At 62.9% G+C, this 13,220-nt stretch carries 11 protein-coding genes and 2 tRNA genes; 9 read left to right on the top strand and 4 right to left on the bottom strand.

What is annotated here, in order from left to right; genetic code table 11:
- Window positions 1–43: 43 nt before the first annotated feature.
- Window positions 44–130, bottom strand: a tRNA-Leu gene (locus tag ACXAED_RS07575).
- Between the two features lie 176 nt (window positions 131–306).
- Here ACXAED_RS07575 and ACXAED_RS07570 point away from each other — a divergent pair.
- The 5 genes from ACXAED_RS07570 to ACXAED_RS07550 all read left to right on the top strand — a co-directional run bounded on the left by ACXAED_RS07570 (window position 307) and on the right by ACXAED_RS07550 (window position 6,102).
- Window positions 307–382: transfer RNA gene (locus ACXAED_RS07570), tRNA-Thr, on the top strand.
- A gap of 288 nt (window positions 383–670) precedes the next feature.
- Complete coding sequence (locus ACXAED_RS07565; protein ID WP_475048366.1) at window positions 671–1,702, top strand: NAD-dependent epimerase/dehydratase family protein; 1,032 nt, start codon at window positions 671–673, stop codon at window positions 1,700–1,702.
- A gap of 278 nt (window positions 1,703–1,980) precedes the next feature.
- Window positions 1,981–2,493: a hypothetical protein gene (locus ACXAED_RS07560; RefSeq protein ID WP_475048363.1), complete on the top strand. Its 513-nt coding sequence runs from the start codon at window positions 1,981–1,983 to the stop codon at window positions 2,491–2,493.
- A 388-nt stretch (window positions 2,494–2,881) separates the two neighbouring features.
- The gene (locus ACXAED_RS07555) at window positions 2,882–5,071 is read left to right on the top strand and encodes a dehydrogenase E1 component subunit alpha/beta (protein ID WP_475048361.1); all 2,190 of its coding nucleotides are present in this window, start codon (window positions 2,882–2,884) and stop codon (window positions 5,069–5,071) included.
- The gene (locus ACXAED_RS07550; protein WP_475048359.1) at window positions 5,068–6,102 is read left to right on the top strand and encodes an ACP S-malonyltransferase; all 1,035 of its coding nucleotides are present in this window, start codon (window positions 5,068–5,070) and stop codon (window positions 6,100–6,102) included. Before ACXAED_RS07555 ends, ACXAED_RS07550 begins: the two co-directional genes overlap by 4 nt.
- A 244-nt stretch (window positions 6,103–6,346) precedes the next feature.
- On the opposite strand, the gene ACXAED_RS07545 is transcribed toward ACXAED_RS07550, so the two are convergent.
- The 3 genes from ACXAED_RS07545 to ACXAED_RS07535 all read right to left on the bottom strand — a co-directional run bounded on the left by ACXAED_RS07545 (window position 6,347) and on the right by ACXAED_RS07535 (window position 9,018).
- The gene (locus ACXAED_RS07545) at window positions 6,347–7,921 is read right to left on the bottom strand and encodes a DUF427 domain-containing protein (protein ID WP_475048357.1); all 1,575 of its coding nucleotides are present in this window, start codon (window positions 7,919–7,921) and stop codon (window positions 6,347–6,349) included.
- A 130-nt stretch (window positions 7,922–8,051) separates the two neighbouring features.
- Complete coding sequence (locus ACXAED_RS07540; RefSeq protein WP_475048354.1) at window positions 8,052–8,753, bottom strand: winged helix-turn-helix domain-containing protein; 702 nt, start codon at window positions 8,751–8,753, stop codon at window positions 8,052–8,054.
- Window positions 8,725–9,018, bottom strand: a complete 294-nt coding sequence (locus ACXAED_RS07535; RefSeq protein ID WP_475048352.1) for a hypothetical protein — start codon at window positions 9,016–9,018, stop codon at window positions 8,725–8,727. The genes ACXAED_RS07540 and ACXAED_RS07535 overlap by 29 nt, the downstream gene beginning before the upstream one ends.
- A gap of 170 nt (window positions 9,019–9,188) precedes the next feature.
- On the opposite strand from ACXAED_RS07535, the gene ACXAED_RS07530 reads away from it, so the two are divergent.
- From ACXAED_RS07530 to ACXAED_RS07515, 4 genes are all read left to right on the top strand, one after another.
- Window positions 9,189–9,707: a hypothetical protein gene (locus ACXAED_RS07530; RefSeq protein ID WP_475048349.1), complete on the top strand. Its 519-nt coding sequence runs from the start codon at window positions 9,189–9,191 to the stop codon at window positions 9,705–9,707.
- 99 nt (window positions 9,708–9,806) lie between these two features.
- Window positions 9,807–10,424 carry a ribonuclease HII gene (locus ACXAED_RS07525; protein WP_475048347.1) on the top strand — a complete coding sequence of 206 codons (618 nt, stop codon included), beginning with the start codon at window positions 9,807–9,809 and terminating at the stop codon, window positions 10,422–10,424.
- A gap of 107 nt (window positions 10,425–10,531) precedes the next feature.
- Window positions 10,532–11,635, top strand: a complete 1,104-nt coding sequence (locus ACXAED_RS07520) for a DNA methyltransferase (protein ID WP_475048345.1) — start codon at window positions 10,532–10,534, stop codon at window positions 11,633–11,635.
- Between the two features lie 192 nt (window positions 11,636–11,827).
- Window positions 11,828–13,219: an adenylate/guanylate cyclase domain-containing protein gene (locus ACXAED_RS07515; RefSeq protein ID WP_475048343.1), complete on the top strand. Its 1,392-nt coding sequence runs from the start codon at window positions 11,828–11,830 to the stop codon at window positions 13,217–13,219.
- Window position 13,220: the final 1 nt, after the last annotated feature.

Genomic DNA, 13,220 nt, shown 5'->3' with positions numbered 1-13,220 from the left:
CCCGGTCAGTCGGGCAGGATATTGAATTTACATGCAGGGGGAATGGTGCCCAGGAGAGGACTCGAACCTCCACGTCCATACGGACACTAGCACCTGAAGCTAGCGCGTCTACCAATTCCGCCACCTGGGCAGGTGTCGTGGGACCGGCGTATAAGGCGGTTCGCAAGGGGCGTCAAATGGAAATAGCAGGCTGGAAGCAAGGTTTTCCAAGTTTTGCAGCCTGGCCCGAAAAGGTCTTATGCCGCCGCTGGCGGCGCGGCAATTTCGCTTGCCTACGGCACCACCCAGCATTATGAAACCAGCGGCGCCGGTGTAGCTCAGCTGGTAGAGCACGTCATTCGTAATGATGGGGTCGTAGGTTCGAGTCCTATCACCGGCACCAGATCTTCTCATAACTCTCTGTGGTTTCTGTCCCGTGCCCGTGTTCGGATGCCTGGCTGGCAGGTGCCGAATGTTGCGCGGATCCTGCTGAGCCGGTTCCCGCTGGTGTCAGTGAAGCTGCCGATCCTTTGCGCCGAACCAATTGGCGTTACTGGAATAAACCGCCGGGGATGGTATGCCCCTGCCCGGTTTGCCATAATGCCCGGCGGGTGGTCCGGCGCCTGGAGAAACTACACCCCATGGCCGGGGTCCGGATCCCGGCGGTTCAGACAGGCCTCTGGAGCAGAAGATGACACAGCAAACCGTTCTCGTCACCGGTTCCTCCGGATTCATCGGCTACCACCTGTGCCGGCGACTGCTGGACGACGGCTTCCGTGTCGTGGGCATCGACAACCTGTCGGATTACTACAGCGTCGGGCTTAAGCGGGACCGGCAGGCAATGCTGGAACAGAACCCGGGTTTTTCCGTCGTCAACCGCAGTATCGAAGAGCCCGGAGTCATGATGGCGCTTTTCGCAGAGCACAGACCCGACTATGTCGTCCACCTGGCGGCGCAGGCCGGGGTGCGCTACTCCATCGAGAACCCCCGCTCCTACCTGGAAAGCAACATCACCGGCACCTTTGAGATCCTCGAAGCCGCCCGCGCCCATCCGCCTAGGCACATGCTTCTGGCCTCCACCTCCTCCGCATTCGGGGCCAATACTGAGATGCCCTATAAGGAAACCCAGAAGGCCGATCACCAGATGTCCTTCTATGCCGCCTCCAAAAAGGCGACCGAGAACATGGCGCATTCCTATGCGCATCTGTTCGATCTGCCGGTTACCATGTTCCGCTTCTTTACCGTATACGGCCCGTGGGGGCGGCCGGATATGGCGTTGTTCAAATTCACCAAGGCGATCCTCTCAGGGCAGCCAATCGACGTCTACAACTATGGCGGCATGCAGCGCGACTTCACCTATATCACCGATCTGGTGGAGGCCGTCCGGCTGCTGATGGACGCGGTGCCGGAACGCCCTGCGGATGGGGCTGTGCCGGAGGGCGACAGCCTGTCGCCGGTGGCGCCGCACCGGGTGATCAACATCGGCAATTCCGAGCCGGTGCAGCTGAATGACTTTATCGCGGCTGTTGAGGCTGCCACCGGCCGCACCGCTGACCGCAATCTGATGCCGATGCAGGCTGGCGATGTGCCGGCCACATGGGCCGATGCCTCGCTGCTGCGGAGGCTGACGGGCTATGCGCCCAAGACCGGAGTGGCCGAGGGGGTGGCGCAGTTCGTGGAGTGGTACCGGGAGTATTATTCAGCTTCCCCGTCTGGCCGTTGAGTGAGGCGGCGCATTCCTGACTGCCGGGTTTCAGAACCGGAAGCGTAACCGGTGGCGACCGGGTGTCTGCCTGCGGCGGTTCGTTCCGGCAAAAAGTGTGATCTGAACCTGGACGACCGGGGCGCAGAAGATCGCGGCAATAACTCTTAAAATTTGCCTAACATGCAGGCTAAAGTGTTGATAATGTACTAATTTTTGCCACATCCGCACCCCGGCCAGCGCGCAGGGTTTTTCTATTCAGTCTCCAAAGCCCGTTTCATTGCATTGGAGATCTGACCATGCTGGCACTGAATTTCGCATCTTCTTCGGCTGCCCTGCTGGGCCGCGCCCGCTCCACCGTCCGCACAGCCGCCAAGGCCGCAGCCGCTGTCGGCCTGGCGCTGGCGCTGCTGCAACCGCAGGCGGCTGCCGCTCAGCAGACCTATGTGGTGGGCAGCGACCGCGGCGGCTATCTGCATGACCGGCTGATCGAGCTGAACAACCTGCAAAAAAACGGTGTCCGGGTCGAGATCCGCGGCCGGGTCTGCTATTCCACCTGCACCATGTTCCTCGGATTGCCAGGGGCCTGTGTCGATCCCAGCACCACCTTCGGCTTCCACGGCCCCTCGCGCAGCGGCCGCCGCCTGGCGCAGAAGGATTTTGATTATTTCAGCCGGGTAATGGCTGATCACTATCCTAAGCCGCTGAAAGACTGGTTCATGGCGGAAGGCCGCAACCGGATCTCCGGCATCTACAAGATAAAGGGCAGCGAAATCATCCGTATGGGAGTGAAGTCCTGCCGCAGCGCCTGATCCGGCCTGTGTGCCTCAAATGGGGCAAGTGGTTCTCACGAGCCTGACAGAAAAGGCCCCGGCGCAGTCGCGCCGGGGCTTACGGCGCCTGACAGGCCAGAGGCAGCGCTGTTCAGAGCGTTGTGACCCTTGTTGAGGCACGGGAAGGGCGCTGCCGTCTCGAACCTGCCGGCTGCGATTTCTTTGACGCTGCATACCGGAAGCGTGGCTGGAGGCCGGATAACTCAAACTGCGGCCGAGGGCGGATTGGGTGACCTATCATGTGATAGATCGGACTGAATTGGCAGGCTGTCATTCCATTTCGGAATGGCAGCAGTACGCAATCTCATTGGCGTTGTACCGGGGTTTCGCGGATAACTGACCGCAGCAAGTGTTCCAAGGAGGCCGCATGGACCGCGCCCAGATCGTGCATCAGAATTTCCTCGAACGGGTTCAGGCCGGGACCCTGCCTGCAGGCGCTGCGCCGGCAGGGCCGCTGACCGCGGCGAAGGCCGTTGGCACCTTCCGGGCGCAGGTGCTGAGCCGGGCGCTGGATCTGACCAGCCGGGCTATGCAGAAGGCGGGGGAGGGGTTTTATACCATCGGCTCTTCCGGGCATGAGGGGATGGCGGCGGTTGCGCAGGCGCTGCGTCCGGCCGATATGGCGTTTCTCCATTACCGCGATGCCGCTTTTCAGATTGCCCGTGCAGATCAGGTGCCGGGGCAGCGGATCGCCTGGGATATGCTGCTGTCCTTTGCCTGCTCCAGCGAGGACCCGACCTCTGGCGGGCGGCACAAGGTCTTGGGATCCAAGGCGCTGATGATCCCGCCGCAAACCTCGACCATCGCCTCGCATCTGCCCAAGGCGGTGGGGGCGGCCTATTCCATCGGCGCGGCCAAGCGGCACCAGCCGGAGCATCAGGTGTTGCCGGAGGACGCGATTGTCATATGCTCCTTCGGGGATGCCTCGGCCAACCACTCGACCGCGCAGGGGGCGATCAACACGGCAGGCTGGACCTCGGTGCAGTCGACGCCGCTGCCGCTGCTGTTCGTCTGCGAGGATAACGGCATCGGCATTTCGACCAAGACGCCGAAAGGCTGGATCGAGGCGTCGATGGCCGGGCGGCCCGGCATCAAGTATTTCAAAGCGGACGGGCTGGATATCTACAACGCCTTTGCGGTGGCGCAGGAGGCGGCGGAGTATGTGCGGACCCGTAAAAAGCCCGCCTTCCTGCATTTGCGCACCGTGCGGCTCTATGGCCATGCCGGGGCGGATGTGCCGACCACCTACATGGCAAAGGCCGAGGTGGAGGCGGATGAAGCCAACGATCCGCTGCTGCATTCGGTGCGGCTGCTGGATGAGGCCGGGGCATTGAAGCCGGCGGAGGCGCTGAAGATCTACACGGACACCTGCGCGCGGGTGGAGCGGATCCGGGCGGAAGCGGTGACGCGGCCGCATTTGAAAACCTCAGAGGATGTCGCGGCCAGCCTGATCCCGCCGAAGCGGGACTGTGCGCCAACCAATGGCCCGAGTGAAGAGGCGCGCACGGAGGCCTTTGGCAGTGACATGCGGGCGATGGAGGAGCCGCAGCCAATGTCGCGGCTCATCAACTGGGCGCTGACCGATCTGATGCTGGAGCACAGTGAAATCGTCATGATGGGCGAGGATGTCGGCCGCAAGGGCGGGGTTTATGGCGTCAGCCAGAAGCTGCAGCAGCGGTTCGGGCCGGACCGGGTGATCGATACGCTGTTGGATGAGCAGTCGATCCTGGGGCTGGCAATTGGCATGGGGCACAACGGGTTCCTGCCCATTCCGGAGATCCAGTTCCTCGCATACCTGCACAACGCCGAGGACCAGCTGCGCGGCGAAGCGGCGACGCTGCCGTTTTTCTCGAACGGGCAGTTTTCGAACCCGATGGTGCTGCGGATTGCCGGTCTAGGCTATCAGAAGGGCTTTGGCGGGCATTTCCACAACGACAACTCGCTGGCGGTGCTGCGCGATATTCCGGGGCTGGTGATTGCCTGCCCGTCAGACGGGGCGGAGGCTGCGATGATGATGCGCGAGGCGGTGCGGCTGGCGCGCGAAGAGCAGCGGGTGGTGGTCTTTGTCGAGCCTATCGCGCTGTATCCGATGCGGGATCTGCACGAGGTCAAGGATGGCGGCTGGATGCGGACCTACCCGTCGCCGGATCGGCGCATTGGTTTGGGGGAGGTGGGTGTGCATGGCGGCGGCACCGATCTGGCGATCGTGACCTATGGCAACGGGCGCTACCTGTCGGCTCAGGCGCAGGCCGAACTGGCGGTGCAAGGCGTGAAAGCCCGGATCGCGGACCTGCGCTGGCTGGCGCCCTTGCCGGAGGCGGCGCTGCTGGAAGCCGTCGAGGGCTGCAAGAACGTGCTGATCGTCGACGAATGCCGTGTCACCGGCAGCCAGTCGGAGGCGCTGATGGCGCTGTTTGCGGAGCAAAGCGATATCCCTGCGGCGCGGATCGCCGCCAGCGATTGCTTCATTGCAACCGGGCCTGCCTATGGCGCTACGCTGCCGTCGAAGGACAGCATCATTGAGGCTGCATTGAAGCTGGCAGGAGGCAAAAAATGACCCGCACCGCTGTTCTGATCTGCCCGGGCCGGGGCACCTACAACAAGGCGGAGTTGGGGTATCTTCACCGCCACCACGCAGACAAGGCGGCGCTGTTTGCGGGCTTTGACGCGCAGAGGCGCGAGGCCGGGCAGGAAGAAGTCACGGCTCTGGACGGGGCCACGCGGTTTTCGGTGTCGAAATACTCCCGCGGGGACGTCGCCTCGCCGCTGATCTATGCCTCGGCGCTGGCGGATGCGCAGTCGCTGGCGGAGGATATCGAGGTGGTTGCGGTCACCGGCAACTCGATGGGCTGGTACATTGCGCTGGCGGCGGCCGGGGCGCTGACTGCGGCGGACGGGTTCAAGGTGGTGAACACCATGGGCACGCTGATGCAGAAACAGCTGATCGGTGGTCAGCTGGTCTATCCCTTTGCCGGGCCGGATTGGCAGAATGATCCCGCGCGCAAGGCGGAGCTGCTGGCGCTGGCGGCAGAGATCAATGCGCGCGAGGGGCATGACCTGGGGCTCTCGATTGATCTGGGCGGGCTGCTGGTGCTGGCCGGGAACGAGGCCGGACTGGCGGCGTTTGAGGCGGCAGTGCCTGTGGTGGAGGAGCGATTTCCAATGCGGCTGGCCAATCATGCGGCCTTCCACACCTCACTGCAGGCGCCGGTGGCGGCAGAAGGGCGCAAGCGGCTGGGGGCGGAGATGTTCACCCAGCCGGAGATGCCGCTGATCGACGGGCGTGGGCAGATCTGGTGGCCGGGTGCGACGGACACACGGGCCCTTTGGGACTACACCTTGGGGCATCAGGTGGTGGAGCCTTATGACTTCACCCGCGCGGTGCAGAATGCGGCCTATGAGTTCGCGCCCGACCTGTTCATCGTGACCGGCCCCGGCACTACGCTGGGCGGCGCGGTGGCGCAGTCTCTGGTGCACTGCGGCTGGCAGGGGATGACCTGCAAAGAGGCTTTCAAGGCGCGCCAGGCGAAGGACCCGCTGCTGGTCTCCATGGGGGATGAGGCGCAGCGCGGGGTTGTGACCGGCTGAGTGAGGGGCGGCGGAAAGCTCCCGCGCCTGTTGCCTGCATCGAAGATGCCGGCAAAGCAGCCTTGGGCGTGGCCCTGCCCTGCGGGCAGGGCGGAGGGGGTTCTGCTGAGAAGGCCTTCAGGGGCAGGTTTGCCCTGAAGGCCCGGCTCCAGTGTGGCTCTTCATCCCCGCCTCAAGGGTAAACCGCGCCAATGCGCGGCGGCTGCGCTGCCCTTGACCCGGGGCTGAACAGACGGAGGCGGGGCTATTCAGCCGCGGCTTGCGGTTCGGTCCTGGCAGGGATGGCAAAGCAGGTCACCGGCTGGGAGACATTGTGCAGGCTGACAGCACCCAGCGGGATGCCTTGTGCTGCGTCGCTCAGAATGTCGCAGCTGACGACGACCGGATAATCGACCGTCTTGCCATAATCGCCCAGCCGGGCGGCGATATTGGCGGCCTGGCCGATCACCGTGAAGTCCAGCCGCTCCCGCGAGCCGACGTTGCCATAAGTCACCCGGCCATAGGCAATGCCGATGGCGGCCTCGCAGCGGTGGCCGTCCTCTTCGCCCGCGATTTCTTCCAGCCGGGCGACGATGGCGCGGGCGCTGTCCAGCGCCTGGGTGCGGGCCTTTTCCGGGTCGCTGCCGGCCGGGAACACCGCCAGCACAGCGTCGCCGATGAATTTCAGCACCTCGCCGCCGTGATCATGCACGATGGTCGAGGCGGTCTCGAAGAACTGGTTCAGAAGCGCGATATAGTCCTGGCGGCCCAGCTGCTCCTCCAGCCGGGTAGAGCCGCGCAGGTCGCAGAACATGATGGCGGCGTCGATCTCGTCGCCGTCGCCGCGGCGGATCTCGCCGCCCAGCACCCGGGCGCCGGTGCGTTTGCCAACGTAGGTTTCCAGAAGCGACTGGGCGTTTTCACGCTGCATGAAGATTTCATAGTAGCGCGCGACCACATCCGAGCATTCGAAGATCAGCCCGAGGTTGGAGGTGGAGAAGCCGTTTGGGTGGTCGCTGGTCAGGGTCAGCACATTGATCCGCCCGTCGGAAAACCGCAGCGGCATGGCGACATAATCGGTGGCCCCCTCCTTGCGCAGGTCTTCGAGGATCGGGAAGGCGTCGTCCGAGCAGCAGCTGCCGAGCCGGTGGCGCACGCCGCCCAGGCCGTTGGAGACATGCCGCAGCGGGCTGTTCTGGTAGGCTGGGTGGTCATGGATCTCGTAAGATGGCGCGTAGGTGGTGACCTCGCCGGTCTTCCTTTGCCAGATAAAGTTCTTGCCCGCGATCAGCGGGTGCAGCGACCAGGCCATGACCGAGAGGCGGGAGAGATAGATGCCCTGCTCGACGAATTTTTCCGCCAGGGCGGCGGTCAGCTCTTCCGGGGTTGGCACCAAGGCCGCATCGCGCAGCAGCCAGTCGATCACCGGGCCGGAGATATTGCCGTAGTCCGGCATCTCGACCTTGTTCCGGCCCAGGTCGAATTCAGCCTCTGCACCGGGCATGAAACCGATATGGCCGGAAATCGCCGCGGCCTCGGGCATCGCGTCCTCATAGGCCCAGACACCGTTTTGCACGCGGTCGCGGGGCAGCAGGATGTCGCGGTAGCTGGCGGTGCCCTTGAACGGACAAAACGTTTGCAGGGCAGTGTGGTGGGAGAGAGGGGCGGTCACGTCCTCTGCCGGGAAATAGATCGCCGGTGGAAGGCGGGTTTCATACATCACCTTGGCGCGGGTGCTTTGCGCCAGGATGATGCCGTTGCGACGGGCAGTGACCTGGCCGTGCAGCGGCTCGACGACAATGCCGTAGCCCCGGTTGCGGGTCTGCACCTGTGCATCCATCCCTGAGGTCCTTGTCCTTGCGGCGGCATCCAAGACCGGCCGGCATCGGCCGGTTCTGCTCTATCTGGGGTCTGCGGGCCGGAAATCCAGAGCCGAACACATGATATTGAGTGAGCCGGAGCAAGCCAGGTCAGATCATCCGGATCACATCCTTGCTGATGGCCAGCACGTAGCCGCGCTTGGCGATGTTCTTGACCAGAAGCTCACTGACCATCTGGTTGCCCAGCGTGTCACGCAGCCGCTTGATACGGGTGGCGCCGGCGGCTTCCTCGCAATCGGCCGAGGTGCGGCCTGAGATGACGGCTTCGATCTCGGCGCCCGATAGCACATCGTCATCCAGCCGGGCCTCGGCCAGGACCGACAGGGTTTCCATCGCGGCGGGCGTCAGCTTGAACCCCATGTTGTTGAGGTAGACGGTGTTTTCATCGCGGCTGATCAGCAGTTCAGTCACCTGAATGCCCGCACGCTCAATCTGCGCCATGCGGCGGTTGAGCATCACCAGCATGCCAAGCACTGTCAGCGCCGCGACCATCATCGCAGTGGCGAAGACCAGCAGCACAAAGATCACCATCCGGTAGCTGGTTAAAGTGTCCGCAAAGGCGGTACCGGACTGGGCCAGGATTTCCAGCAGCTTGATTTCAGCCTGGGCGGTCAGGTCGTTTTCGATAAACAGCCGCTCGACCCGGGCGTTGAACGCATTGGCATCCGGCAGAGTCAGCAGCAGCACCGTGCCGGCCAGCGCCAGAATCGCAACAATGGCGGCGATGCCAAAGCCGATGACTTTGCTGCCGGCGGAACGGGCCTCAGAAACGGAGATAGTAGGATCCGGCATTGGCCCTCCTTTGCTGCAGGCCTTCGGCGCCGAAGACGGACAGGACATTCAGGAGCTTCCACCCATCGGACGCGATGCGCGCCTGGATCTCGCTCCTGGCGGCCTTCTTCTGACAGGGGCCGGAGAGCTGGATCACGCCATAATGCAGGCGCAAGGGGTTGTCCTGCTTGGCCTTGTAGTCGGCATAGCATTCGGCGGCATGCGCCGGGGGGGAGAGCGCCAGAAGGGCGGCCGCAAGGGCGGCTATCAGGAGGTGCTGTTTCATGAGGGCATCCTGCGGTTCTGCGATGTGAAATTCAATAACCGCAGGGGGTTGAACACGGTGTTATCCGATATCAAGGGGCCGATATTGCCTGTCCGGACAGGGCGAGAGCAGGCTGAGGTCATCAAGGCGCAATGGCTGCGCGACAATCTATTTTTGAGAAAGGTCCTGATATGACCCGGACACCCCGCCCGCAACCGCACCGCAAATTCATTGCTTTGATCGTAGCTGTATCCATCGCCATAACCGGTTTCTCGGCAGCGCCTGCCCGTGCCGATGAGGATGTTGCCAAAATTCTTGGCGGACTGGCACTGCTGGGAATCCTTGGTGCTGCGATCAAGCATTCCCGGGACAAGGATGACCATACGGTGACGCATAATTATGCGCCGCCGCCCCACAACCATTCCCATGGCGGCCACAAGCACCGGGGATACGGCCGTGATGACAGGCATGTGAAACCACTGCCGCCGCGGGTGCGCCGCTATGACCTGCCGTCCCAGTGCCTGAAGTATTTCCCGCGCTACAGCAGCAACCACCCGCTGGTTGGGAAGGGCTGTCTTGAGCGCAGCTATGGCTACACCAAGGCGCTGCCGCAGTCCTGCCGGGTGACGTTCTGGAACGGCAAGCGCCATCGCACCGGCTACAAGCCGGGCTGCCTGAACAGCCATGGCTACCGGCTGGTGCGGCGCTGAGCCTGAATACAAATTCGAGCAGCAAACTGGGGGGCTTCGGCCCCCCCTTTTTTGCTGCCGCCCTTGCATAACCGGCAGGCATTGGCTTTGACGGGGGGGATGACACAGCCTGATTACAGCCTTGAAGCCGCCGCCCTTGCGCAAGGGCATGTGAGGATAGCCGGAGTGGATGAGGTGGGCCGCGGGCCGCTGGCCGGGCCGGTGACGGCCGCAGCTGTGGTTCTGGACGCCGCCGCGATCCCCGAAGGTCTGAACAACTCCAAGAAACTGAGCCTGAAAAAGCGCGAGGCGCTGGAAGGTAAGATTTTGTCCTGCGCGCAGGCGGCCATAGCCCACGCAACGGTGGAAGAGATTGATTCCCTGAATATTTTACGCGCCTCCCATCTGGCGATGGAACGCGCGGTGGCGGCGCTGGACCCGGCGCCGGATTACCTGCTGATTGATGGCAACCTGATCCCCAGGGGGCTGGCTCTGCCCAGCGAAGCGGTCGTCAAAGGCGACGCTAAATCCCTGTCGATTGCGGCGGCCTCAATCATCGCCAAACTGGCACGTGACAGGATCATGGTGGATTTGGCGCAACAGTTCCCGGGATATGGCTGGGAGAAAAACGCAGGCTACCCCTCGAAACAGCACCGTGAGGCGCTAGTTCAGCTGGGTGTGACCCCACATCATCGGCGCTCGTTTAAGCCAGTACACAATATCTTGTATCAAGAGTGAACCGTAGCGCGTTGTTATAATAAACAAATTGACCTCGAATCCGCGATGACTCATCCTGTGGACAACCTAATGAGCGCAAAAATGCGCCGCGGTTATGAGGCAGAGCAATGAATAAAACCATGACAAAGGGCGCGGCAGCGCTCCCTTTAAACACGATTATTGGCGGGGACTGCGTCGAAGAGATGAACAGTCTGCCGGCCAATTCGGTCGATCTGATCTTTGCGGATCCGCCGTATAACCTGCAGCTGAAAGGCCAGCTGCACCGTCCCGACAACTCCAAAGTCGATGCCGTTGACGATCACTGGGACCAGTTCTCCAGCTTTCAGGCCTATGACCAGTTCACCCGCGAGTGGCTCAAGGCGGCGCGCCGGGTGCTGAAGCCGAACGGCTCGATCTGGGTGATCGGCTCCTATCACAACATCTTCCGTGTCGGCGCTGTGCTGCAGGACGAAGGCTATTGGGTGCTGAACGACGTCATCTGGCGCAAGTCGAACCCGATGCCGAATTTCCGCGGCAAGCGGTTCACCAATGCGCATGAGACGATGATCTGGGCATCGAAGTCGGAAGGCGCGAAATACACCTTCAATTACGAGGCGCTGAAGGCGCTGAACGAAGGCATCCAGATGCGCAGCGATTGGGTGCTGCCGATCTGCACCGGCCATGAGCGGCTGAAGGACGAGAACGGCGACAAGGCGCATCCGACGCAGAAGCCGGAATCGCTGCTGCACCGGATCCTGGTTGGCGCGACCAACCCGGGCGACGTGGTGCTGGACCCGTTCTTTGGCACCGGCACCACCGGCGCTGTGGCCAAGATGCTGGGCCGTGAGTTCATCGGCATCGAACGCGAGGAAGCCTACCGCAAGGTGGCGGAGAAGCGGATCAAGGCGGTGCGCAAGTTCGACCGCGAGGCGTTGGAGGTGTCCGCCAGCAAGCGCGCGGCGCCGCGGGTGCCGTTCGGCCAGCTGGTGGAACGCGGAATGCTGCGCCCGGGCGAGGAGCTTTACTCGATGAACCGCCGCCACAAGGCCAAGGTGCGGGCTGACGGCACCCTGATCGGCGACAACATCAAAGGTTCGATCCACCAGGTGGGCGCGCATCTGGAAAACGCGCCGTCCTGCAACGGCTGGACCTACTGGTGCTTCAAGCGCGATGGCAAGACGGTGCCGATCGACGTGCTGCGCCAGCAGATCCGGGCCGAGATGCAGAACTGAGGCGCCAGGACTTTTCTGAACACAACAGTCTATTGCAGGTGCCTGCGCGTTTGCGCAGGCGCACACCTTGCCCCGCCTGTCCAAGGCGGGGTTTTTTGCGCCTATGCGGCCCGATGCGCTATTCCTTCTGCGGAACGGGGGATTTAAGTGCAGTGCCGGAACTGCAGCAACCAGCGGGCAGGGGGAAAACCGATGACCGATACCGCAATTGCGTCTGGAGCCGGTGCCGCCCATGCGGCGGGGAGTGGCAGCTTACAGCAGGCCGCAACCGCGGAAAGCAGGTTCGCGGAGGCCGCGCTGGATGCGCACAAGCGGCGCGGGCTGCAGCTTGCCGTGCGGGCGCGCTGGATTGCGCTGCCTATCATCGCGGTCTTCATCGTCTTCCTGAACCCGGTCTGGAGCGTGCTGTATTACCACGGCATTCTTGCGCTTTTGTGCCTCAACGGGTGGTTTATCAGCCGGGCGGGCAAGGTCGGCAGGTCGCGCCTGGAGCTGTTCCTGATCTTCCTCGATCTCCTCATCATGACCTATGGCCTGGTCGTGCCCAATCCCTTCGACAGCCGTGACATACCGGCGGCTATGCTCTACCGGTTCGACAACTTCCAGTATTTCTTCGTCATCCTTGCGGCGGGAACCATGGCCTATTCCTGGCGCACGGTGATTGCTATCGGCACCTGGACAGCAGCGATGTGGCTCAGCGCGCTGGCCCTTGTCTGGTGGTTCTCCAGCCCGGTTCCGGGACTATCAGAAGCAGTGAACATGGCCCTGGACTTTAGCCCTGAGCTGGCGGAGTTTTTTGATCCCAACAGTTTTGTCGTGCGGCTGCGGGTGCAGGAGGCGGTGGTCTTTGTGCTGGTGGCGGTGACGCTGGGTTTCTCGGTGCGCCGGTTCAACGGGCTGTTGCGGAGCAATGCCAGCCTGACGCGGGAGCGGGCCAACCTGTCGCGGTACTTCTCGCCCAATGTGGTCGAGCAGCTGTCGCAGAACGACGAGCCGTTGAAACAGGTGCGCAGCGAGAACATCGCCGTGCTTTTCATCGACATCGTTGGCTTTACCCGGCTGTCCGCCGGGATGGATCCGCGGGAGGTGATTGATCTCTTGCGCGAATTTCACGGCCGGATGGAGCGCGAGGTGTTCCGCCATCACGGCACGCTGGACAAATACCTGGGCGATGGGCTGATGGCGACCTTCGGCACGCCGGTGGCGGGGGGGCGGGATGCCAGCAACGCGCTGGCCTGTGCCCATGCCATGCGGGCCTCGCTGGAAAAATGGAACAAGGAGCGTATCCGGCAGGGCAAGCCGGAGATCCGCGCCGGTATCGGCATTCACTATGGTGAGGCGCTGCTGGGCGACATCGGAGCCAACAGGCTGGAATATGCTGTGATCGGCATGACGGTGAATGTTGCCGCCCGGCTGGAGAACCTCACCCGCAAGCTGCAGGCCAGGATCGTGACCAGTGAAACGCTGGCGGAGCGGGTCAAGGCGGAACAAGCGGAGCCGGGCCTGCTGGACGGCAGCACTTGGCACCACGGGCAGGAGGTGCGCGGGCTGGATCAGCCGATGACCGTGCTGGCTTGGGACTAAG

Source organism: Leisingera sp. ABM4_103 (assembly GCF_056158685.1).
Note: the sequence above shows the minus strand (reverse complement) of the source record. Positions and strands in the feature narration are given on the sequence as shown.